Source organism: Coxiella endosymbiont of Amblyomma americanum, from assembly GCF_000815025.1.
In the GTDB taxonomy this organism is placed as follows: domain Bacteria; phylum Pseudomonadota; class Gammaproteobacteria; order Coxiellales; family Coxiellaceae; genus Coxiella.
In genome coordinates this window covers 571,133-595,782 of record NZ_CP007541.1, presented here as the reverse complement: position 1 = coordinate 595,782, position 24,650 = coordinate 571,133, and the positions used below count along the sequence as shown (strand labels likewise).

Genomic DNA, 24,650 nt, shown 5'->3' with positions numbered 1-24,650 from the left:
GCATTTAGTTGCTAAATTGTAACTGTTTTTCTTGATAGACTCAATCAATCTACACATCCCATCTAATATTGATCTGGAAAAAATTGAAGCAACAGAAAAATTTATTCAGATTAAAACGTATTAATGACTAACACGACAAATAAATTTTTTGACAAGAAGTTGTTCGAGAAGAAAATACTTCATTTACCATTTTTTTTTGGCCATTCACGTTCTAAATATTGCAATTTATTTTGTATATTTATCCAATCGTCAGCACCTTCTAAAGCTTTTTTTCCGGAAGCAATGACAGGCCATTTTTTTGAAAGCTCTGCGTTGAGTCTTAAAAAAGTTTGCTTCTCTTTAGGTAAATCATCTTCAGAAAATATAGCGTCAACTGGACATTCTGGTACACAAAGATTACAATCAATGCATTCATCTGGATCTATAACTAACATGTTAGGTCCTTCGCGAAAACAATCCACCGGACAAACTTTTACGCAGTCTGTGTATTTACATTGTATGCAGCTATCGGTTACAACAAAAGTCATGTCACGTTATTCTCGTAGCGATAAATATATATCAATATAATAAAAAGCGCAATTAAAGCCGCTGATTAAGGTAAAAAGGTAATTACACACATGTAATATGTCATCTTACTAAGCAAATCAAAGTTTTACAGGATTGCGAGCGTCGCAAAGTTTCTGTAAGATTGGGATTGTTACGTCTTGCACACGAGGTTTCTTTTTACAAAATGACATCTTGTAAAAACAACAGCGCTCATATTCTAACACACTTGTATCTTAGAGATAATTGAATATTTAAGGAAACTTTAAAAATGAACATTCATCAGGTAATTCAAAAACAAATAGAAGATAATCCCGTGGTACTATATATAAAAGGAACCGAAGATTTTCCTCAATGTGGATTTTCGGAATATGTAGTTCGTATTTTACGCCAATGCGAAATTAATTTTAAAAGCTTTAATGTTTTAGAATCAGATGAGCTGCGTCAAGGAATTAAAAATTTTTCTAAATGGCCGACTATCCCGCAACTTTATATTAAAGGAAAATTTATTGGTGGAAAAGATATTGTCAGTGAATTGTTTAAAAATGGAAAGTTAAAGCAATTGCTCAAATAAGATATAGATATATTATAATATTATTAGAAAGCTTATAGAGAAGATTTATTATCTGAAAAATTCCACAAGGATTTTTTTTTTATAACAGAGCAAGAGTTATCTCGAAAGCAGAAGATCTGTTTGTGTTTTTTAATTTCAGAAAGTTGGTCGGATAGAAGGACATGACTCCGATCAAAATCAGACAGGCTCCTGTCGATTTCACTGGTGTATGCTCCGGAAATCTTTTTATAAGGTTTTCTTTTATTGCTAAACACGGTTAAAACAAAAAACATTCTCTGTATGGACAATCTATCAATAAATCAAACGGAATTCAACTTTTCAGAACTATTGACAACAAATGGACTTAAAAAGCTGGATACTACGTTCCTAACTTTTTTGAAAGAAAAAGACGAGATGGTATACGAACAACTTCTTTGTTATCGAAAGAAGGAGCCAAAATTTTTAAAACTTAAATCAACTAGCGAATTGATTATCGCTTGTGGAATCATATTAGAGTCCTTTATTGCTGATCTTTTCTTGATTAAAACGCAAGTTGATCGTTTGCGCCTCACGACTTTAAGAGAAAATATTATTTTTGATTTCAAAAAATTCTATATTTTACGTCAAGCAAAACGATTGCTAAAAAAATCGGATTTAATAGAAGACTTTTCATTATTAGATCAATGGGTAAATACTCAATTAGAAAAAAGTAGATTAGATATGTCTGATCGAGAATGGGCTATTGCTTGTTGGGGACAGGATTTATTGAAAGCACCTAAAGACAATGCAAATTTTATTGAAAAACTGATCTTGTGGTGTGTTGCGGCCTTGACTCAATCAGAAGGTAAAAAAGCAGTAAAAGGGTGGGAAAGTTTTTATTTACCTAAATACTTAGACTACGACAATCTAGTAAAAACGATTGCGATTGCTAAAGATAACATAAAACGCTTAGAAGGACCTACCGAATTACATCGTTATAGGGACGGATTTACTTTAACGGATTCTCGAATGAATCGACGCCAAGTAATGCATCATATTAACTATTGTATTTATTGTCACAAAACTAATAGTGATTTTTGTTCTAAAGGGTTTCCTGTAAAGAAAAGTGATTCTCATCAAAAAATGAAAATTAATCCTTTAGGTGAAATACTAACAGGATGCCCTTTGGATGAAAAAATTTCTGAAATGCATTTCTTGAAAAAAAAAGGTTATGCAATCGCTGCTCTAGCTACTATTATGATTGATAATCCGATGTGTCCTGCCACTGGACACCGCATTTGTAATGATTGTATGAAAGCTTGCATTTACCAAAAACAAGAACCTGTCGATATTCCTCAGACCGAAACACGAGTTTTAACGGACGTACTTGAATTACCGTGGGGAGTAGAGATATACGATTTACTGACGCGCTGGAACCCTCTAAGACAGAAGCAATATCTCCCTAAAACTTATAATGGAAAAAAAGTTTTAATTGTTGGCATGGGACCTGCTGGCTTTACATTAGCACATTTTCTCCTAATGGAAGGATTTGCTGTCGTAGGAGTAGATGGTTTGAAAATCGAGCCTTTGCCTTCTAAACTTGTTACAGAACCTATTCTGCATTATATTGATTTACAAGAGCAGTTAGATATTCGAACCATAACTGGCTTCGGAGGAGTCGCTGAATACGGCATTACTTCACGTTGGGATAAAAATTTTTTAAAACTGATTTATATTAGCTTATTAAGACGTCCTTATTTTCAAGTATTTGGTGGTATTCGTTTTGGCGGTACCTTATTAATTGAAGACGCATGGCATTTAGGCTTAGATCACTTAGCAATAGCTGTAGGCGCTGGATTATCTAGAGAACTAAACATTCCACATAGTTTAGCTCCTGGAATGCGTCAAGCCAATGATTTTCTCATGGCATTGCAATTGACAGGCACCGCTAAATCTTCGAGTTTAGCGAATTTACAAATTCGTTTACCTGCGGTAGTCATTGGAGGCGGATTAACGGCTATTGATACGGCTACAGAAGTTCAAGCGTACTATATTGCTCAAGTAGAAAAAGTAATACAACGATATAAAAAGCTTATTGCACACTTTGGCGAAGAAATATTAAGATCTCGCTTTGATACAGTATCTCTAGAAATTTTAGATGAATTTCTTAATCATGGAAAAGTAGTTGGTGAAGAACGTCAAAAAGCAAAAGAGGAAAATCGTCCAGTTAATTTTATGAAACTTATTCGAAAATGGGGTGGAGTAACTGTAGTTTATAGACGGACTATGAAAGAATCTTCTGCTTATAAACGAAACTACAATGAAATAATAAAAGCTTTAGAAGAAGGTATCTATTATGTTGAAAATTTAGAACCAAAATCTGTACAAACAGATAATAATGGCTTAGCAATGGATTTAGTATGTAAACGGTGCATAGCAAGCGATGAAATTTCTGATATGACAGATAAAGAACAAGTCTTACCTGCTCGTTCTATCTTTGTGGCAACAGGTGCTAGACCTAATATAGCTTATGCTTATGAACATAATAATGCTTTATCTCGTGAGGGATTTAATTATAAAAGATTCGAGTTAAAAGCTCATCAATTAAAAGAAGTTACTGAAAGCAGTCATTGTAAAATTACAAATTTTGGACCTTTTACGGATTATAATATGAACGGTTATTTCGTGAGTTTTTTAGGTGATACACATCCTATTTTCCATGGTAGTGTTGTAAAAGCCATTGCTTCTGCTAAGAAAACCTATCCTAAGATAGTCAAAGCTTTACAATGCGATAATCAAGGAGATGAAATTGAATATAAAAAGTTCCGTAATAGAATAGCTACGCTTTTTGAAGCTAAGATAGTGACAGTGCAAAGGCATTCACCTACACTAGTAGAATGTCAAATTCGAGCCCCAATGGCAGCTCGTAATTTTAAGGCGGGTCAATTTTATCGATTACAGAATTTCGAATACTTATCACCACTTGTTAATGGTACGCGCTTACAAACTGAAGCTCTAGCCGTTATTAGTGCAAATCGGTGTATTAGCGATCCGGATGTGATGGGTTTTATGATTTTAGAACGAGGAGCTAGTTCCCGGTTGATAGCCACTTTACAACCGGGCCAACCAATCTCTATTATGGGGCCAACGGGTTGCTATAGTAAAATTCTTAAAGATGGAAGTAAAAAGAATATAATGGTTGTTGGAGGATTTTTAGCCGCTGTGTATTTACGTTCTTTAGGACCGGTATTACGACGATCAGGACATCGTGTATTTTACATAGCTCTAGTAGAAGAAGTTAAGGAATTTAATTACTGCCAAGAAGAATTAGAATCAATAAGCAATGTAATTTTTTGGATATTGAAAACAACCAATGGAGAAACCATTAAATTAAAACGTTTACAAGATAGAGTAATACGCGGGGGGGTCTCTTCCTTTTTACGTTTCTGCATGACAGAGATACTACCCATTTCGTTATATGATATAGACCTTGTCTATATTATCGATTCAACCGATTTGCTAAAGCAAATTCAAAAAGGTCTGCAAGGTAGTTGGAGAAAATATTTTAAACCAGAAGCAGAGTTCTTTGCTGCAGTTTATGGCCCAATGCAATGTATGATGAAGGGAGTATGTGCTCAATGTTTACAGTGGCAAATTGATCCTCGTACCGGTTGGAGAACAAAAGCTGTTTATTCTTGTTCTTGGCAGCATCAACCAATAGAATTAGTCGATATTAAGAATATTGAGGAACGTTTATTTCAGAATCGAACTCAGGAAATTTTATCCAACTTATGGTTGGATTATCTGTTTTCTACAGAAAAAATTGAACGAGTGTAACGGACTCGCTATAATTCTCTATTTATTTGTATTGTAGCGAAACAGTATAAAAAGAAGGCTTGAAAAGTTATGAGGATTTTTTAGATCTTTTCTCAAGTGGCGAAACATAATTTTTATTATTATTGCTCGTGTCTTTTCAGCCAAGAGGAATGGTTTTGAAAAACCAATATGATGAAGGTATTAATTCAATTGCAAATTGGATTATAGTCGATTGAAATGAACATATGCTTATCCTATTTGGCGGATTTAAGATAAGGAAATATAGTCCTTATTGTAAAATGAACAAATTTTATGTTTTCGTTAACTCCTAAACTTAATCAAAATATCATGCGTATTACCAATCTGCTTATGAAAAAAAAAGCTGCAGTAATCGCTCATTATTATACGCCTCCTGAAATCCAATTTTTAGCAGATAGCACAGGAGGTTTCGTTGGAGATTCTCTGGCTATGGCCCAGTTTGGTATGAAGCAACCCGCAACGACATTAATAGTAGCAGGTGTTCGGTTTATGGGTGAAAATGCAAAAATACTAAGTCCGAAAAAACGAGTATTAATGCCTACACAAAAGGCTACTTGTTCACTCGATCTTTCTTGTCCTATTGAGGAATTTTCTAAATTTTGCGATAAACATAATGATCGGACTGTAGTAGTCTATTGTAATACTTCAGCAAAGGTGAAAGCACGAGCAGATTGGATAGTTACTTCTTCAAACGCATTAGCTATTGTCAATTTTCTTGACCAAGACAATAAAAAGATTCTATGGGCTCCTGATCGTTACCTTGGAAATTATATAAAGAAGAGAACGGATGCCGATTTAATTTCGTGGAATGGAGCTTGTATTGTACATGAAGAATTTAAAGGAGCGTCTTTAATGGCTTTACGAAAAGAATATCCAAAAGCAGCGGTTCTTGTGCATCCAGAATCACCTGCTTCTGTTATAGAACAAGCTGATATAATTGGTTCCACTGCTCAGTTATTAAAGGCATCACAAGAGTTGCCAAATTCCATTTTTATAGTAGCAACCGATTATGGAATTTTTTATAAAATGCAACAGCAATCGCCATGCAAAACTTTTATTAAAGCACCTACTGCTGGAGAAGGAGCAACCTGCCGAAGTTGTGGTTATTGTCCCTGGATGGCTATGAATACGTTGTTAGATTTAGAAAAGTCTTTGCTTACTGGTGACAACGAAATTCTAATCGACGCTGACATTATAGATAAAGCTAGAATCCCACTTCAAAGAATGTTGGATTTTCAATTGTAATTATTTAAAGAGTTGTTCTTTAAATTTTTACTATTTAGAATTTTTTGTAGAAGGAGATACGATATTTAATAATGATTATTCATAAAAACGAAAAATTACAGTGTAAATTAAATACTTTAAAGTTAGAAAAAATTCGTCATCATATTTTTTTATGTTGTAATCAAACCAACCCTCGGTGTTGTTCAAAGAATACAGGAATGGCATCGTGGGAATATCTCAGAACACGGCTAAATGAATTAAATTTAACAGGTGTGGGTGGTATTTACCAAACGAAAGTGGATTGTTTAAGGATTTGCTATCAAGGGCCAATCGCAATAGTGTATCCGCGTGGTATTTGGTATCATTCGTGTAACTTAGATGTTATTGAGAAAATTATTCAAAATCATTTTATCGGTGGAAAGCCAGTGGAAGAAAATATTCTGTTTAAAAAAAATGAGAATCAATATCCGTTTGAGAAAATTAACAAGTATTCTTAAGATTCCTATTGAATATTATTTCATACATCCAAAATATGGAAATATTTTATTAAATAACTGGTTAGGTAAATCCGTTACGCTCCATTATACGGGGCTAATTTATTGTATACAATGCGGACGAGAAACTAACAGAAGCTTTCAACAAGGATTTTGCTTTCCTTGCCTAAGACGATTAAAAGAGTGCAATTTTTGTATTATCCATCCAGAACGTTGTCGGATAGAAACAGGAGGGTGTACTGTTGACGATTGGGCACACGCTCATTGTCATAGCAGTCATGTAGTTTATTTAGCTAATTCTTCAGGTCTAAAAATTGGAGTTACTCAGAAAACACAATTACCAACTCGTTGGATTGATCAAGGTGCTGTGCAAGCAATACCTGTTTTTCAAACGAACAATCGATACCAAGCAGGAATGATAGAAGTTAGTTTAAAAACTTTTATTACCGACCGTACTAATTGGCGACGGATGTTAAGAAATGATGTTAAAAAAGTAGATCTAATATCTGAAAGAAGTTCTTTATTAAAAGAAACTGATTATGTTCTCTCTAAAGTAATTCGCCAATTTAAAACGAGCGATATTCATAAACTTAAAAAAACTATAGTCACTTGGTTGGATTATCCTGTGCTGCAATATCCTAATAAGATACGAATGCTTTCGTTTGAGAAAACGCCTGTCATTACAGGGTCTCTTTTAGGGATAAAAGGGCAATATTTTATTTTGGATACAGGAGTTGTGAATATACGAAAATATTGTGGCTATAATGTTGAATGTACGATTCTATAATACAGTTCTAATGTAATGCTAATTATTAGGATGTAATATTATCGGAATTAGTGGATCTGTTCTGATTTTATTAACTTGTCGATGATTACACATAGATAAGATGCATAAGATGAAGTGTTATTTTTTCTCTTTTGAATTTTGTGTAAGTTCAGGATTTATTTTATTTTCTTTGTATTTTTTGCACGTAATATATTTTGTCTCTGTAATAAAAAAGGAGGATTTTACTGCGCACTTTTCGTTTCTATTCTCTCTGGATGAAAATCCATTATCTTTGTTTGTATCAATCAATAAATTAGAAATCGAATATATCGATTGTGTGTAACCTAAATTCCTTAATAAAATATCAAAATGTTAATGAGACATTCGAAAAAAGCACTAATTTGCAACAAAGACAAAAAGCTGTTTACAATTGTATAGCTTTATTTTAAAAGCCTAAGAATTTGCTAAACTAACGGCGTAATGTTCTATGTTTTTATAGATTTTTTAAGGATAAAAAATAAACCGTTGAGGAAGATAGGTGTAGTGGTTGAGATACATGCATGTTAAGACGGTGATGCATAAGCTAAATTACAATATTTACACACTGCTTTATTTTATTGAATAAAGCGTCTATTTTTTCTTAGCATAAAAAATAATATGCTAGAAAAACGAGATTATTGAACATGAATAAAAAACCAGTTATTCTCGATAAGGCCGTTATTGCCAAGAGCAAGTTATTTGAAATAGAAGAATTGCATTTACGTTTTTCCAATGGGAAAGAATGTCGTTTTGAGCGTATTTGTGGGCGTGGACATGGCGCTGTAATGATTATTCCTTTGTTAGACAATAAAACGATTTTGCTAGTACGAGAATACAGTACAGGTTTAAATGAGTATGTATTAGGTTTCCCTAAGGGAAGTATTAAAAGAGGAGAAAAGGTTTTATTGACGGCTAATCGTGAATTAAAAGAAGAAGTGGGATATGGTTCACACAACATGTCAATTCTTACTTGTTTTAGTACTTCCCCTAGTTACTTAGATTCTGTAATGTATGTTGTCCTAGCAACGGATCTGTACTCGGAATCTATCCGTGGTGACGAACCGGAACCTTTAGAAGTTGTTCCTTGGAAACTCTCACAAAAAAATGAATTGCTTTCCCATCCTGAATTTCATGAAGCACGCAGCATAGCTGCTCTGTTTTTTCTAGAACGTCATCAATATTCATCGTAATTAATCTAAATGCATTTGAAAAATCAGGCTATTTGGCAAATATTATTTCATAATTACCTATATTATTGATATTTTCACAGAACGTACGTACACTAATGAAATCTTCTATATAAATCTGTGTTTAAAAAATAGAACAATATTTGTATTAAATCTTATGATAATTTATTATTCTTTTTTGAAAATAGCGTCCTTTACGTAAAAAAGGAGGGTTAATGAAACAGCATATCAGAGTCGCAATAACTGGTGCTGCCGGACAAATCAGCTATGCTTTATTATTTCGTTTAGCTTCAGGGCAAGTTTTCGGTCTAGATACTACTCTTGATCTACGTTTACTTGAAATTGCACCAGCATTTTTTGTTCTTAAAGGAATCGTCATGGAATTGGAAGACTGTGCTTTTCCTTTATTACGTAATATCGTAATAACTTTAGACCCAAAAATCGCTTTTAACAATGTTAATTGGGCGTTTTTAATAGGTTCATCGCCCAGAAGAAAAAACATGGAGCGTAAAGATTTACTAGAAAAAAACGGTGAAATTTTCGCTATACACGGAAAAGCTCTTAACGAGAATGCAGCAAATGATATCCGCACTCTTGTTGTAGGAAACCCTTGTAACACTAATTGTTTAGTTGCTATGCATCATGCCCCTGATGTTCCTAACGATCGTTTTTATGCCATGACTAGGCTTGATCAAAATCGCGCCGTGTATCAATTAGCGCTTAAAGCTCAAACCGAGATAACGGCAATAAAGAACATGATTATCTGGGGTAATCATTCTTCTACTCAATTTCCAGATTTTTATCATTCCCTAATTAATGATAAATGCGCTATGGATGTAATTAATGATGAAAAATGGTTTATTGAAGAATTCATTCCTATAGTTCAAAAACGTGGTTTCGCTGTTATTGAAACTCGAGGTTCTTCTTCATCTGCCTCAGCAGCCAATGCCATAATTGATAGTGTATGGAATTTAACGCACCCTACTTCTATTAATGACAGTAACTATTCTATTGCTTTATGCTCGAAAGGAGAATATGCAGTAGACGCAGGATTGATTTTTTCGTTTCCTTGTTATACGGAAAACAGCAGAGTTATTAAAATTGTTAAAGACATTAAGCATAATGCATTCGGTCAAAAAAAATTAAAAGAAACCGTAAACGAACTTCGAAGAGAACGTGATGCTGTGAAAGCGTTAAAATTGATTTAGTATATTATGCTTAAAATATTTTTTAAAACTAAAATACATATTTTCTTTTTCTTATAGATTTTTCGGTTTTATATGGTTAAAACGATACGTCAAATTTTTTCTTAACAAATATTTAATAAAATTTTTATAGTCGACGGATTTGCTAAACGGTTTTTAAAAAAAGTGTTAGAGCAATAATTAAAAAAGATATGTTTTTACTATGAAACGTACGGCGATTCGATACGTTCTCGGTATAGAGACGTCATGCGATGAATCAGCAGTAGCTCTTTTTGATGGAAATAAAGGACTTCTTGCAAATCATCTCTGTAGTCAGGTACCATTACATGCTCCATACGGAGGAGTAGTGCCGGAACTCGCATCTCGTAATCATATTAGAAATACTTTACCTCTAATTAAAAAAACATTAAAGGACACTAAGTTGGTAGCGAGTGATCTTCATGGTATTGCTTATACTAGGGGTCCTGGTTTAGTTGGCGCGTTAATGGTAGGGGCTTCTATTGCAAAAAGCCTGGCTTATTCTTTAAGATTACCAGTTATTGGTGTTCATCATATGGAAGCGCATTTAATGGCGGTGCAATTGGAAAAGAAAACTCCCAAATATCCTTTTACTGCACTATTAGTTTCAGGAGGACATACAATGTTGGTTTGGGCCAAGTGTCCTGGTCGATATAAAATTTTAGGTGAAAGTATTGATGATGCAGTGGGTGAAGCGTTTGATAAAACTGCGAGATTACTAAGCTTGCCTTACCCAGGAGGGCCTGCTATAGCACAATTAGCTAAAGAAGGTGACCAAAACCGATTTTATTTTCCAAGACCAATGATTAATCAATCGCATCTTAATTTTAGCTTTAGTGGTTTAAAGACTTATGCACTTAACTGTTTTAAAAAATATGGGCACGATAAACAAACGTGTGCTGACATTGCTTATGCTTTTGAAGAAGCAGTTGTTGATATTTTAGCGTGTAAATGCCTACGTGCTATCAAAAAAACTTACTCTAATGCTCTCGTTTTAGTGGGAGGTGTTGCAGCCAACAAAAAATTACGTGAACGTCTAGATAGTTCTATAAATAAATTAGGTAGGAGAGTTTATTATCCTCGTCAAGAATTTTGTACTGATAATGGCGCTATGGTAGCTTATACTGGATGGCTAAGACTCAATGCTGGGATGCATGACGATACAACAAGTATTCAAGTTAAATCTCGCTGGCCAATAAACGAACTTAGTGAAATTTTTTTTACTTAAAATTGTATCTTTTTTTCAACACCCTTTTGTAAATTCTTAATATTTTCTAGATGTTTCCAAATTATAAGTATCGAAATTAGAAAAACCGGAAAAAAATAATCAGAATGAGAGCCAATAGTGACCATGTATATAGGTGCTGCAACAGCAGTAATCAATGCAGCTACAGAAGAGAAGCGGCAAAAAACCGCCACAATGAGCCAAGTTATTATAAGGCATAAACTGACTGAAAAAGATAAACCTAAAAAAGCACCGAACATTGTGGCAATACCTTTTCCTCCTTTAAATTCAAAATATAAGGGAAAAATATGTCCAATAACAGCCGCTAGTGCTATAAAAGATAGATATATACCGCATACACCTAAAAAAAAATGAGAAATGACAACGGCAAATAGCCCTTTTAAGCTATCACCTAATAACACAAGAAATGCTAATTTCTTCCCAGATGTACGTAACGCATTAGTAGTACCAGGATTTCCTGATCCAACTGTTCTTGGATCAGGAAGATGCGCTAGTTTTGAAAAAATGACCGCACAGGAAAATGAACCAACACAATAAGCCATTATAAAACTGACAAAAAATCCCTTTATCATTATACTATTTACTAAATATTACTTTTAGAGTCATAATCTATGTATTCAAAATGTTCATAAAATCTTGTATAAGTCTTGTATAAACCTTACGGAAAAATATAATTTATATTCTCAAAAGATGCTTTCGATAGTAACGTAGTTCTGCAATAGAATCTCGTACATCTTGAGAAGCCGTGTGCTTTGATGATTTGTTTTCAGCATTTACTGTTATCTGAGAAAACCAACGCTGAACAAAAATTCTTATAGTTGTTACATCTAAATGTCGATAATGAAAGAATTCGCTCAGACTAGGCATATAACGATATAAAAATCTTCTATCTTGACAAACAGAATTACCACATAATGGTGATTTTTTAGGAGGAACATATTTTTTAAGAAAATTCAATGTTTCTATTTCAGCTTGACTATCGGTAACTTTACTTTTTTTAACTCGTTCAATCAAACCAGAAGCGGTATGATGAGAGATATTCCAATGATCCATTTTTTCTAGCCACTCATTAGACTGATGAATAGCAAAAACAGGTCCTTCTGCAATATAGTCAAGGTCATTATTGGTTACTATGGTTGCAATTTCAAGAATTCGATTTTCGTCTGGGTTTAATCCTGTCATTTCTAGATCAAGCCAAACAAAATTGTTTTCATGAAACATCATAAGAATAATTTAGTTATAATCTAATACCAAAGTATGAGCTTATTTGATGCTGTCCCTTCATATCCTTGAGCTCTCATTTTGAAGAGGTATAGTACACGCCAGTTATATATAATATAATGTTTAACAAAAATAAAACATCTACAAGTAGTACAATTACATTCTTATTTAAACGTTCTGAAGTACTTTTTAATCCTACAACAGAAAACGACAAAATAAAAGTTTATCAAGAAAAAATTATCAGTAGTTCCGACATACAATCATTTAAAATTTAAGTACTATACTACCATGGAATTTCAGTCAGTATTGGTTATCGGATTTTCTACTGTTATTGTAATAGGAATCGGTATGCTAATTTATCAAGCAATAAAAAAGCAATCTCGTATTCAGAAAGCAATTGATCAACAATTAATCGTTATTCAAGACCGATTAAAACAAGTAGATGAACAGAGAAGTTTTGTCCAATTTCTTGTTAGTAAGCAAAAAAAAGAACAAGATGAACAACGACAACGATTTGATGAATATCAAATAAAGAGTTTAAAATTGATACAAGATAGTTTAATACAAAATATACACAGTGTGCGTGAACAAGTGGGCGCTTCACTTTCTGTGCACATAGAAAACTTAGGGAATCGTGTGGATAAACTTACTTGTAAGACTCAAGAACGTTTAGAAGAAATTAGTGGACATGTAGACTGTAAATTAACAGAAGGATTTGAAAAAACTACCGAGACATTTACGGATGTTATAAAACGGCTCACAATAATAGATGAAGCACAGAAAAAAATTAAAGAATTGTCCAGTGATATTGTGAGTTTACAGGAAATATTATCTAATAAGCATGCTCGAGGCACTTTCGGAGAAATACAATTAACTCAATTAATTCATAACGTGTTACCAGAATCCAATTATGCATTACAGCATACTTTAACAAATGGTAAACGTTGTGATTGCATATTATTTTTGCCAGAACCAACAGGAAATATCGTAGTTGATGCAAAATTTCCTCTTGAAAATTACCAAAAAATTTATAACACTCAGCTATCGGAATACGACCGCGCCAATGCCGAAAGACAATTCCGTTCTGATATAAAAAAGCATATTCGAGACATAGCTGAAAAATATATTATTCCTGGAGAAACAGCTGATGGAGCTGTTATGTTTATTCCAGCGGAGGCAGTATTTGCTGAAATACATTCAGCTAATTATCCAGATCTAGTAGCAACCGCTTACCAATCCCGTGTATGGTTAGTATCTCCCACAACTATGATGGCCATACTTACTACCGCTCGTGCAGTTCTTAAAGATGTGGCCACTCGTAAACAAGTTCACATTATGCAAAAACATTTAATTGCTCTTAGCAAAGACTTTAATCGTTTTCAAAAAAGAATGGATAATTTATCAAAACATATCAAGATAGTGCATGAAGGTATTTTAGAAATACATAGGTCTTCTAAAAAAATTACTAGTCGATTTCATAAAATTGAAAAAGTAGAAATACCTTTAGATGTAGAGGTTCTTACTCTTGAAAACGAAAAAAATTTAAATGTATAAGAAAATGAACTAGAGTCATGTTAATTACTATACGATATTTACTAATATGTTTTTCATTCTTCTTTAAGATTTTACGCTACTTATCAAGATACTTCTTGCGCAAAAATTATAGAACTAAGTTTTTGAATTGACGCTGAACAATAAACTTTAAGCAAGTAATTTTTTAGTCATGATATAACAAGAAAACAGAAAAGTAATAAAATTAATATTTTTTCTATAAATTACAAAAATCAATTTTATACTGATTTATCTTATAATAAGAAGTATGAAAATCGTAAAAAAGTAAAGAATATATGTCAATAGCCTACTTTTTGGCATTTGCCGCCAAATGAAAAAGCTCGCGAATAGCTACGAATAGAATAGCAAAGTCTTTCTCATCCGTGTTGTGCATAGCTGCTAAAATTGCTTGCCACCGTTGAGTTATATCATCGTGCCTTGCAAGCCATTCTTTGATCTTTCCCGGAATACTGCGCGAGTTTGTATCTAGTAAAACACGAACTGTAAGTTCTTGTTGAATCCAGTCTAAATCACCTTTATATCCAGATCTTGCTAAAGCTGACCATCGATTATCAACCGGATAAGAATTTATCCTATTGCGGAACCAACATAAATCTAAACGGTCTACTAGCATAAAGTAAATTTTTGCTACACGAAAAATTTCCTCATGGTAAGTAGTTGCTGCTTCTACAATATTTAACGCATGAAAGAGCGGAGTTATACCTGCTATGCGTAGCGCTAATGCTGGTGGTACATTTTGACTGATTAAAACGTTTTTTTGTTCATCCATTGTTAGCTTATCAGCTCCTAGTAATAATTTAGGCAAACGCATGTATATTGCTGTAATATGATCTTGAAAATGCAAAATAGTAGAAGAAACATTAAAAGCGTCCCTACGATGACGCAATAACCAACGTGTTGCACGACGAATTAGACGGATAACATCTACGTTAATTTGATATTGAACGGTAGAATTCACTTTGTAATCTAAAGCATCAATTTCTTTTAATAAACCTTCTATCTTAAATATTTTTAAAGCCGTTACAAAAGCACGTGTAATCAAAGAAACGGAAACACTCATTTCATCTTGCATTTGATAAATGAAGGTAATTCCCATTATTGAAACAAGTTGATTACTAAGTTGTGTAGCAATAATTTCTTTAGAAAGATAATGGTTTTGCATTTGATTAGAGAATTGACACCGTATTGGTCTAGGGAACGCATAACTTACATACTGTGATAAATAAGGATCTTTTACTAATTCAGTTTTCTTAATTTTTGCTTTTAGAATATTCTTACTATATGCGAAAAGAATACTTAATTCTGGCCGAGTTAGTCCCATACCTGATACCCGACGTTCAAGTAATTCATGATCATCTGGAAGAAATTCTAATGCTCGATTAATTTTTCCTTCCTGTTCAAGAGTATTAAGAAAACGTATGTTTAAATTTAAATCTTGTATTGTTAAATAAGACGCTAAACTAATAGCTTTATTTTGAAAATAATTGTTTTGTAAAACTAATTGCGCTACTTCATCTGTCATACTAGCTAATAACTGATTGCGTTGCCTTTCTGTCATACTTTTACTAGCTACTATCTGATTCAATAAGATTTTAATATTTACCTCATGATCGGAACAATCTACACCAGCGGAATTATCGATGAAATCAGTATTAATTTTTCCTCCTATTGATTCAAATTCGATACGACCCAATTGAGTCACTCCTAAATTTCCACCTTCACATATAACTTGTGCACGCACACTCCTCGCATTTACACGCAAATTGTCATTACTTCGATCACCAACGTCACTATTTTTTTCACAACTTGATTTGATATAGGTACCAATACCCCCATTCCAGATCATATCTACTGGAGCTTGTAAAATAAAACGAATTAACTCATTAGGCACTACTATTTCTTTTTCTATATTTAAGAGAATGCGTATTTCTTTTGATAATTTAATTGCTTTAGCTGCTCTAGAATACACTCCTCCACCTGTTTTTACTAATAAATCTCGATCGTAGTCGTCCCAACTAGAGCGCGGTAAATGGAAAAGTCGTAATCTTTCTTGATAACTAGACCTCATATGAGGATTTGGATCTAAAAAAATATTTCGATGATCAAAAGCTGCAACTAATTTAATGTATTTTGATAATAACATTCCATTACCAAAAACATCTCCACTCATATCTCCAATTCCTACTACAGTTACTTCGGATTCATCTAAATTTATCCCTAGATCCTGGAAATGCCGTTTTGCCGCAACCCAAGCACCTTTTGCGGTAATACCCATTTTTTTATGGTCATAACCAGTTGATCCTCCCGATGCGAAAGCGTCTCCCATCCAATATCCTTTTTCAATTGCTATGCTATTAGCAATATCTGAAAATGTTGCCGTACCTTTATCAGCAGCAACTACAAGATAAGGATCTGGGCCGTCATAAGAAACTACTTTGTTGGGCGGAATGATTACTCCGTCCTTTAAGTTATCTGTTAAATCTAAAAGACCGCGAATAAAATTTCGATAACAGAAAATTGCTTCTTGTATAATTTCTTCTCTACCTTCTTCCGGTAAGCATTTTGGATAAAATCCTCCCTTCGCTCCTGCTGGCACAATAATAGAATTTTTAACTTGCTGAGCCTTCATTAAACCTAGTATTTCTGTTCTATAGTCTTCTCTTCGATCTGACCATCGAATTCCTCCCCTCGTCACTTTAGCAGCACGCAGATGTACGCCTTCAAACCGAGGTGAGTATACAAATATCTCGTATTTTGGCAGTGGTAAAGGTATATCTGAAATCTTAGAAGAACTTAATTTAAAAGAAAGATAAGGTTTTGGATTACCATTTTTTTCCATTTGAAAATAATTAGTACGTAAAGTAGCGTGAATTAAATCAAGGTATCGCCTTAAAATTCTATCTTCATCAAGCACAGCTACAGAATCTAATTCTTTCTGAATATTTTTTTCAATATTTTCTATATTTTCTTGCCTTTCCTTAAGCTTACATGTTTGTTCAGGATTAAAATAACATTTAAATAGTTCAATAAGAAGTCGAACAACTCGCGAGTTTTCAACCAAAGTATCTGCTATGTATCCTTCACTAAAAGTGAAAGCTATTTGTCGAAAATATTTCATGTAAGCACGAAAAACCGAAATTTCCCTCCAGGTTAATTGAGCTGCCAACACCAATCGATTGAGACTGTCATTCTCAGCTATTCCTGACCAAATTTTTTCGTAGGCTTCTTGAAAAATAATTTTAACAGTTGCAATATCAAATTTGGGCTCTTTAGCATAAGTCATAAGAAAATCATTAATCCACACTTTACGTTCATTCGAAAAAGTTAGTTCATACGGTTGTTCTCCTACAACACGTAATCCCATATTTTCCAACATAGGTAGAGCATCTGATAAAGGCACAGTAAAATCTAAGTGAAACAACTTAAATCGAATGACGTCTTTAGTTGCTCCACATGGCTGATAAAAACTCATTTCTAACTGATGCAATTTTGATAGTTTTTCAATACACAATACATCAAATACCGCTTGTTGAGCTTTAAATTGTTCTCGATAACTAAATGGAAAAGCATGACGATATCGGAAAAAAATATTGTTTCCGCGTTCTTCGCCAAAATACTCTAAAGCATATTTATAAAACTCATCTTCCCAAGAAACACCAATAGCAACTAATTTTTCTTCTAGTGTCTTAATGTCATATTTGAGCGAACGTCGTGGATTAATTCGAATTACAAAATGGACGCGAGCCAATATTGATTCGGAAAAATAGGTAGTAAACGTAACGTCTAGACCGTGAAATGCTTTTACTAAAATATTCTGCATTCGCATCACTAAATCCGTAGTAAAATTATCACGTGGTACGTAAACTAAACAAGACATAAAACGACCATAAGAATCCTTTCGTATAAACAGACGAACGCGACGACGTTCTTGCAGATGTAATATCCCTATTGCCCACGAAAACAATTCGTCAACAGTTGCATGAAATAAATCATCACGTGGTAAAGTAGCTAATATATGTAATAAATCTTTTCCGCTATAGCTTTTAATAGGTAATCGAGAGCGTTTTAAAACAGCATCTACTTTAAGGCGAATCACTGGTATCGCTCTCGGATCTGACTTATAAACATTTGAGGTATAAAGACCAATGAATCGGCGTTCGCCAATTAATTCCCCGGCTGTATTAAAGCGTTTTATTCCGATATAATCCGTATAAATAGGTCGATGAACAGTTGACATAGTATTTGTTTTTGACAGTATTAATATACGATTCGTGGATAAAGCCATATTACGAGCCGCTTTTGGTAAGTTAGAATATTGTCGCAGCATTTTACTATGAGCATAATCACGTAATACACCCAATCCAGAGCCGGAAACTAATTGTAAAGCTCGTTCTTTCCCTTCACCAACCATTTCATAATCACGAAAACCCAAGAAAATAAAATGATTATTAATCAACCAAGTTAAGAATTCTTTAGTTTCCATAATTTCCTCTGGTTGTTGCATCATTACCATTGGATCTAAAGTTAAAACAGACTCTCTTACTCGCTGTTGCATCAGTTCCCAATCTTCAACAGCCATTCGCACATCTCTTAAGACTCGACGAATATTTCGTTGAATATCCATTAGTACTTTAAGGTCTGTTTGTCGATCTATTTCCATATAGATTGGTGCTTCTAAGGTATTTTCTTTATAAGATTCAATATGATAAGCAAAAATATTATTAACCTGATACTTTTTATTTCTGGAAATTTTAACGCCTCCCATATGGACCATTAAATGGGTAGTAAGACCTAATCGATTAATTTCCATACGAATAGAATCAACTATAAAAGGCATATCGTTAGTTACAACTTGAATAATTGTATGAGTAGATTGCCAACCGTCATTCTCATAATTAGGATTAAATACACGAATCTTTGTTTCTTTCGGTCGACGGTGAAACATTAATTCCCATTGAGAATAAATCATTCCGTATACATCTTCTATAGCACGTTCCTGCATGTCTTCTATTGACAAATTATTACAAAAAAGCTGAATAAATAAAGTAAGTAGGTTATCCGTATTTTTTGTTATATGCTCTTTGGCGTAGGATATTACGTTTTCTATTATCTCCTCAGAGGAAGATGTATAATCATATACCACGGATTGGACCCCTACTTTTAATAGAAAATAAAAACAGACCAGAACGATATTTGTATTCAAAAAACCGATTAACGCATTTTATCATGTAAGATGCAGGAACGTAATTAGCAAAGTGTAATTTAGAGCAATCAGTAAAGCGAAGCGTAGACTATTTTTTATGAGAATAAAAAATACAGTTAAGAAAAAACTCAATACACAAACCACTTTACATGAATTTACGAAGCAATATCCATATGAATAACTTTAGATAAAATTATTAGTAAATAAATGATTGTTAGTAAAAAAATAAGCATATACGCTGTGTATAAAGTGGTTAATAATTTGACGTTTATAACATAAAAATGTAATTAAAAAAGTTTATTCAAGGCCTAATCATCTGCTTTTATTGAATATTGCGATTAATACAACAATCTGTCATGATAATTAGCAAAAATTACTGATGATTTTTGGAAATGTAATGTTCGGCGGAAGTTTAGTTGCTATTGTAACTCCTATGACAACAGGTGGAGAAATTGATTATAAAAGTTTTGAAAAACTCATTGATTGGCAACTAGTAAATAATACCGATGGATTAGTCGTTTTAGGATCGACAGGTGAGGCTTCTACAATTACTTTTTCAGAACGAACTAAAATTATTCAACGAACAGTCGATCAAGTTAACAAAAGAATACCGGTACTTGTAGGTACTGGCTCTAATTCAACTTCTTATACCATCGAGCTTACTCGACATGCAATGGAAATTGGTGCTAACGCCGCATTAATAGTCACTCCTTACTACAACAAACCTACTCAAGAAGGGCTGTTTCGACATTTTGAAGCGGTAGCAAAAGCCGTACCTATTGCTCAAGTATTGTATAATGTGCCTTCTCGCACTGCCTGTGATTTATTATCTGAAACAATATTGCGTTTGGTGAAGCTATTTCCCAATATAGTAGGTATTAAAGATGCAACTGGGGATATTAAACGAGTTAAGAGATTGCTGAAAATACAAGGAAATAACCAGTTAGATTTGATTAGTGGAGATGACAATACTGCGATGGATTTTATGTTATCAGGTGGCAAAGGCACAATTTCTGTAATTGCAAATATTCTTCCGAAACAATGTCACGATTTGTGTACAGCAATAGCTTCTGGAAAAATTGAATTTGCGAGAAAATGTAATGAAAAGTTATTTCCTTTACGCAGATTACTGTTTATTGAAACTAATCCCATACCCATTAAATGGGTATTATCTCAAGTAGGAATGATTAAGGAGGGTATTCGTCTGCCTTTAACTTTTTTTGATAAGAAATATCACGATGCAATGCGAGAAGCTATGCATCAACTTGGTATCGAAAAATCGTCTGTGTTTTAAACTGATTTACATCCACTATAACTTTTAAATATAAGAAGTCTTTACGATGTGCAAGATTTCATTAAAAATACATTATGTTATAATCCGCTTCTGCTAAGAAGCAAGGCGCAACTGCTCTAAAGAGATAGTTATAATCGTTTACAAAAAAAGATAAAGAGAAGCAATACAGAGTAATGCAATTGATTAAACGTAAATTATTTTACAATGGTAAAGCCAAATCCCTTTATGAAACGAATGATCCACAATTTTTAATTGTAAAATTTCGAGATGATATCACAGCGTTTGATGGGGAAAAACATGAAAAATTACTTAGAAAAGGGGTAATAAACAACAAAATTAATGCATATTTTATGCGAATATTAAAAGACTTTGGTATTCTCACTCATTTTAAAAATATGGTATCATCCAATGAATCCGTTGTTTATAGACTTACAATGATTCCTTTAGAATGCGTCGTGCGTAATATGTCTGCCGGTAGTTTATGTCGGCGTTTAGGTATTTCGAACAAATTACAATTAAATCCACCTTTATATGAATTATTTTTGAAGAATGACGTTCTACATGATCCGATGATTACTGAAGATCACGCTCTATGTTTTTTGTGGGCAACGAAACTGCAGCTTGATTATATGAAAGCCTTATCTTTAAAAATTAACACAGTGCTTTCCACTTTGCTATCAGATGTTAATTTAACTTTAGTAGATTCTAAATACGAATTCGGTATTAGAAATAATGAAATTTATCTAGGCGATGAAATCAGTCCTGATTCTTGTCGTATTTGGGATACACATACGGAAAAATCCTTAGATAAAGATAGATTTCGTAATAATTTAGGTCAGATTGTTGAGTCTTACGAAGAAATTGCCTATCGTTTAAAAATCTCTTTAGATTAGTTTTTATTTTTTTCTTTATATTTTTAGAAAAGTTTATAGAAAAGATATTTGTAGTGAAATGGTTCAGGAAGTTGCAAATAACTTCTTTTCATTTATAGAATGACGTTTCTCTTAGGAGAGGTACCGAAGTGGATATACCGGCACCGACTCGAAATCGGTTGAGACTTTTATTAGTCTACGCGGGTTCGAATCCCGCCCTCTCCGCTGGAAAACAAGTATAATCAAAATAAAACATGACGGTTATTTCACTGTTATGAAGTATGCTCTCTACTAGAAGAAAGGAGATATTGTGAAAGTGTATCAATACCAATACATTCATGTTCCCAAAAAAGGTGAAAAGATTACCCTTAACAATGACGGAAGTTTATATGTACCGAGCAAACCTATTATTCCTTATATAGAAGGAGATGGTGTGGGTGTGGATATCACACCGGTTATGAGAAGGGTTGTAGATATAGCGATAGAAAAAGCTTATAAGGGAAAACGTAAACTTATGTGGATGGAAATTTATGCAGGCAAAAAAGCTAGAAAGTTGTATGGAAAAAAAGTTTGGTTACCTGATGAAACTTTAGAAGCAATTAAGACATACCGAGTAGCTATTAAGGGTCCTCTCACTACACCTGTTGGCGAAGGAATACGTTCATTAAATGTAGAACTGCGCCAAAAGTTGGATCTCTATGTCTGTCTTCGCCCCGTTCATTACTTTAAAGGCACACCGAGTCCAATAACAAATCCAGAAAAAGTAAATATGGTTATTTTTAGAGAAAATTTAGAAGATGTGTATTCTGGTATTGAATATAAAGCAGGGAGTTTGGAAGCTATTAAACTTATCGATTTTTTACAAACAGAGATAGGCATCAAAAGCATTTGTTCTCTCAATGTAGGTATCGGTATTAAGCTTGTTTCTAAAGAAGGAACAGATCGACTCGTTCGTCGTGCCATTCAATACGCTATTGATAATAATCGCGATTCAGTAACACTTGTTCACAAAGGTAATATTATGAAATTCACGGAAGGAGCGTTTAAAAATTGGGGATATGAAATAGCCATTAAGGAGTTCGGTGCACAACCATTGGACGGTAGTTCTTGGTTTGCCTTTAAAAATCCAAAATTCGGGAACACCGTGATTATTAAAGACTTAATCGCTGATGCTTTTTTACAGCAAATTCTTCTGCGGCCAGAAGAGTATAGTGTAATTGCAACTCTTAATTTAAATGGTGACTATATTTCGGATATCTTAGCGGCAGAAGTCGGCGGTATTGGTATATCTCCTGGTGCGAATTTAAGTGACAGTCTTGCTGTGTTTGAAGCAACCCATGGAACAGCACCTAAATATACAGGAAAAGATAAAGTTAATCCAAGTTCTTTGATCCTATCAGCAGAAATGATGTTACGTTACCTTAATTGGAAAGAGGCAGCGGATTTAATCATTAAAGGAATTACAAACGCTATTAAAAATAAAATAGTAACCTATGATTTTGCTCGTTTGATGAACAATGCGGTAGAAGTAAGTACTTCACAATTTGGAAAGGCTGTTATTGACCATATGTAATGAAAATTTTTCGTTCTAGTAAAAAATTTAAAAGAATTCTATAAATAAATTAATAGAAAGAATAATGCGTTAAAATTTGTAAATTAGAAATAAAAAGTTATGACAGTATAAGTGTATCTCCAAAAAACTGTGTGTTTAGAAATACACAACAAAGTCAGGGTTTTTAAAAGAATAAAGAGCATAAAACATCAGATTTTCACTGACTTATAGAGAGTAATAGTCTCTCCAATTCAATTGTAATAAGAGCCATCCAAATAAAGTAACCTAGGTAAAAATAAGAAAAATGCATTAAACTAGAAAAAGTCAATTAATAATAAAAACAAATTGTCATTCTCTATAATGAAGAGTGAGCTTCACGGTAAACGATTCGTCCTCTAGTTAAGTCGTAAGGCGTTAGTTCCACGATTACCGTGTCACCTGTTAAGATACGAATGTAATGTTTACGCATCCGTCCAGAAATGTGTGCCGTCACGACGTGACCATTTTCCAACTTAACTCGGAAAGTTGTATTAGGAAGTGAGTCAACCACCACCCCTTTTATCTCCAGGGGTTCTTCTTTTGACATAATATTTTCACTTTATTAACAGTCAGATTCTCATAATGCCCGAAATTGTGCCTTTAATCAATAAATTCTCGGTAATAATCAATCCATATGAATCACTTTTTATTAACTATATAAAACTGTGGCATTTGAAAATTGCATCTTTAGAGCCGAAAAACTCTACTTCACGGCTATGGCTGGATTTTTCAATTAAATTCTTTAATTAATACTGTAAATGATAAAAGCAAAATTTAAAAGATTGTTTTATATTGTTACAAACTATCTAAGTAGCGCTCAGCATCTAGAGCAGCCATACAACCCATACCTGCTGCAGTAATAGCTTGCCGATATACACGATCGCTTACATCACCAGCAGCAAATACTCCAGGAATGCTGGTTATAGTCGTTCTCCCTGCTGTTAATTTTGATTGGGTGCGTATATATCCAATTTCATCCATATCCAATTGTCCTTTAAATATTTCTGTGTTTGGATAATGACCAATTGCTACAAATAAACCGTCGATAGAAAGTTTATGAGTTTTTTGATTTATGGTATCTTTCAGTAAGATTCCAGTGACACCTTGATCATTCCCAAGAATCTCATCGACTATACAATTCCATTTAATGGAGATATTTTGCTTTTTCACTTTCTTCATTAGTTGCGCAGTAAGAATTTTTTCAGCACGTAACTTTTCACGTCGATGAATAAGTATCACATGAGAAGCAATATGAGACAGATAAAGAGTTTCTTCCACGGCAGTGTTCCCTCCACCAACAACAGCTACTGTTCTTCCTCTGTAAAAAAATCCATCGCAAGTAGCACACGTTGACACCCCTTTGCCTAGATATAGTTTCTCTGAAGGTAATCCTAAATATTTAGCGGAAGCTCCTGTAGCTATGATCAACGCATCGCATGTATACACGTTATCTCGACTGCCAATGAGGACAAAAGGATATTTTTTTAAATCAACTTTATGAACGTAGTCGAATACCATGATAGTACCGACGCGCTTTGCATGACTTTTCATTCTTTCCATAAGCGCTGGACCTTGTAATCCTGATATTTCACCAGGCCAATTATCTATATCTGTTGTAGTCATTAACTGACCTCCTTGTATAATTCCGGTAATTATAACTGGTTTCAGATTAGCACGAGCTGCATATATAGCAGCAGTATAACCTGCCGGACCTGAACCTAAGATAACAAGAGCATGATGTTTTTGATTAGTCATATTAGTATTAGCATTTTCTTTGCTATCAAATTA

19 protein-coding genes and 1 tRNA gene are annotated in these 24,650 nt (G+C 33.6%); 13 read left to right on the top strand and 7 right to left on the bottom strand.

Annotated elements, in window-relative coordinates; genetic code table 11:
• Positions 1 to 179: 179 nt before the first annotated feature.
• Positions 180 to 527: a ferredoxin FdxA gene (gene fdxA, locus Z664_RS02775; RefSeq protein ID WP_039670115.1), complete on the bottom strand. Its 348-nt coding sequence runs from the start codon at positions 525 to 527 to the stop codon at positions 180 to 182.
• 287 nt (positions 528 to 814) lie between these two features.
• Here fdxA and grxD point away from each other — a divergent pair, with 287 nt between their 5' ends.
• On the top strand, positions 815 to 1,117 hold the full coding sequence (grxD, locus tag Z664_RS02770; protein ID WP_039670114.1) for a Grx4 family monothiol glutaredoxin: 303 nt from the start codon (positions 815 to 817) through the stop codon (positions 1,115 to 1,117).
• Between the two features lie 32 nt (positions 1,118 to 1,149).
• On the opposite strand, the gene Z664_RS03145 is transcribed toward grxD, so the two are convergent.
• Positions 1,150 to 1,389, bottom strand: a complete 240-nt coding sequence (locus Z664_RS03145) for a CBU_0585 family protein (protein WP_369677289.1) — start codon at positions 1,387 to 1,389, stop codon at positions 1,150 to 1,152.
• 7 nt (positions 1,390 to 1,396) lie between these two features.
• On the opposite strand from Z664_RS03145, the gene Z664_RS02765 reads away from it, so the two are divergent.
• From Z664_RS02765 to tsaD, 7 genes are all read left to right on the top strand, one after another.
• Entirely contained in the window at positions 1,397 to 4,912 is a 3,516-nt protein-coding gene (locus Z664_RS02765; RefSeq protein WP_039670113.1) for an FAD-dependent oxidoreductase, read from the top strand.
• Positions 4,913 to 5,203: 291 nt separating this feature from the next.
• Complete coding sequence (nadA, locus tag Z664_RS02760) at positions 5,204 to 6,175, top strand: quinolinate synthase NadA (protein WP_039670112.1); 972 nt, start codon at positions 5,204 to 5,206, stop codon at positions 6,173 to 6,175.
• 71 nt (positions 6,176 to 6,246) lie between these two features.
• The gene (locus tag Z664_RS02755; RefSeq protein WP_039670111.1) at positions 6,247 to 6,651 is read left to right on the top strand and encodes a (2Fe-2S) ferredoxin domain-containing protein; all 405 of its coding nucleotides are present in this window, start codon (positions 6,247 to 6,249) and stop codon (positions 6,649 to 6,651) included.
• A complete protein-coding gene (locus tag Z664_RS02750) occupies positions 6,626 to 7,435 on the top strand; it encodes a DUF2797 domain-containing protein (RefSeq protein WP_230206099.1) in 810 nt (269 codons plus the stop codon). Before Z664_RS02755 ends, Z664_RS02750 begins: the two co-directional genes overlap by 26 nt.
• Positions 7,436 to 8,097: 662 nt before the next feature.
• The gene (nudE, locus tag Z664_RS02745) at positions 8,098 to 8,643 is read left to right on the top strand and encodes an ADP compounds hydrolase NudE (RefSeq protein WP_039670109.1); all 546 of its coding nucleotides are present in this window, start codon (positions 8,098 to 8,100) and stop codon (positions 8,641 to 8,643) included.
• Between the two features lie 212 nt (positions 8,644 to 8,855).
• On the top strand, positions 8,856 to 9,848 hold the full coding sequence (locus Z664_RS02740; protein ID WP_039670108.1) for a malate dehydrogenase: 993 nt from the start codon (positions 8,856 to 8,858) through the stop codon (positions 9,846 to 9,848).
• Positions 9,849 to 10,047: 199 nt separating this feature from the next.
• Entirely contained in the window at positions 10,048 to 11,091 is a 1,044-nt protein-coding gene (gene tsaD / locus Z664_RS02735; protein ID WP_039670107.1) for a tRNA (adenosine(37)-N6)-threonylcarbamoyltransferase complex transferase subunit TsaD, read from the top strand.
• On the opposite strand, the gene plsY is transcribed toward tsaD, so the two are convergent.
• Positions 11,088 to 11,681 carry a glycerol-3-phosphate 1-O-acyltransferase PlsY gene (gene plsY, locus Z664_RS02730; RefSeq protein WP_039670106.1) on the bottom strand — a complete coding sequence of 198 codons (594 nt, stop codon included), beginning with the start codon at positions 11,679 to 11,681 and terminating at the stop codon, positions 11,088 to 11,090. The two genes, tsaD and plsY, sit on opposite strands and share 4 nt — an antisense overlap.
• 103 nt (positions 11,682 to 11,784) lie before the next feature.
• Positions 11,785 to 12,333 (bottom strand): oligoribonuclease, encoded by a 549-nt coding sequence (gene orn, locus Z664_RS02725; protein WP_039670105.1) that lies wholly within the window; start codon positions 12,331 to 12,333, stop codon positions 11,785 to 11,787.
• Between the two features lie 285 nt (positions 12,334 to 12,618).
• Between orn and Z664_RS02720 the strand changes: the two genes are divergently transcribed.
• Complete coding sequence (locus Z664_RS02720) at positions 12,619 to 13,884, top strand: DNA recombination protein RmuC (protein WP_039670104.1); 1,266 nt, start codon at positions 12,619 to 12,621, stop codon at positions 13,882 to 13,884.
• Positions 13,885 to 14,188: 304 nt separating this feature from the next.
• Here the strand turns inward: Z664_RS02720 and Z664_RS02715 are convergent, their stop codons facing one another.
• The gene (locus Z664_RS02715; RefSeq protein WP_039670103.1) at positions 14,189 to 19,045 is read right to left on the bottom strand and encodes an NAD-glutamate dehydrogenase; all 4,857 of its coding nucleotides are present in this window, start codon (positions 19,043 to 19,045) and stop codon (positions 14,189 to 14,191) included.
• Between the two features lie 439 nt (positions 19,046 to 19,484).
• On the opposite strand from Z664_RS02715, the gene dapA reads away from it, so the two are divergent.
• The 4 genes from dapA (at position 19,485) to icd (ending at position 22,844) form a co-directional block, all read left to right on the top strand.
• Positions 19,485 to 20,399, top strand: a complete 915-nt coding sequence (dapA, locus tag Z664_RS02710; protein WP_230206098.1) for a 4-hydroxy-tetrahydrodipicolinate synthase — start codon at positions 19,485 to 19,487, stop codon at positions 20,397 to 20,399.
• Between the two features lie 173 nt (positions 20,400 to 20,572).
• On the top strand, positions 20,573 to 21,292 hold the full coding sequence (gene purC, locus Z664_RS02705) for a phosphoribosylaminoimidazolesuccinocarboxamide synthase (RefSeq protein ID WP_084588740.1): 720 nt from the start codon (positions 20,573 to 20,575) through the stop codon (positions 21,290 to 21,292).
• Positions 21,293 to 21,406: 114 nt separating this feature from the next.
• A tRNA-Ser gene (locus Z664_RS02700) sits at positions 21,407 to 21,496 on the top strand.
• Between the two features lie 85 nt (positions 21,497 to 21,581).
• Positions 21,582 to 22,844, top strand: coding sequence for an NADP-dependent isocitrate dehydrogenase (gene icd / locus Z664_RS02695; protein WP_230206097.1), 1,263 nt, complete (start codon positions 21,582 to 21,584; stop codon positions 22,842 to 22,844).
• Positions 22,845 to 23,178: 334 nt separating this feature from the next.
• Here icd and infA read toward each other — a convergent pair whose 3' ends face one another.
• The gene (infA, locus tag Z664_RS02690; RefSeq protein ID WP_039670102.1) at positions 23,179 to 23,409 is read right to left on the bottom strand and encodes a translation initiation factor IF-1; all 231 of its coding nucleotides are present in this window, start codon (positions 23,407 to 23,409) and stop codon (positions 23,179 to 23,181) included.
• A 248-nt stretch (positions 23,410 to 23,657) separates the two neighbouring features.
• Positions 23,658 to 24,617 (bottom strand): thioredoxin-disulfide reductase, encoded by a 960-nt coding sequence (trxB, locus tag Z664_RS02685; protein ID WP_039670101.1) that lies wholly within the window; start codon positions 24,615 to 24,617, stop codon positions 23,658 to 23,660.
• Between the last annotated feature and the right edge of the window lie 33 nt (positions 24,618 to 24,650).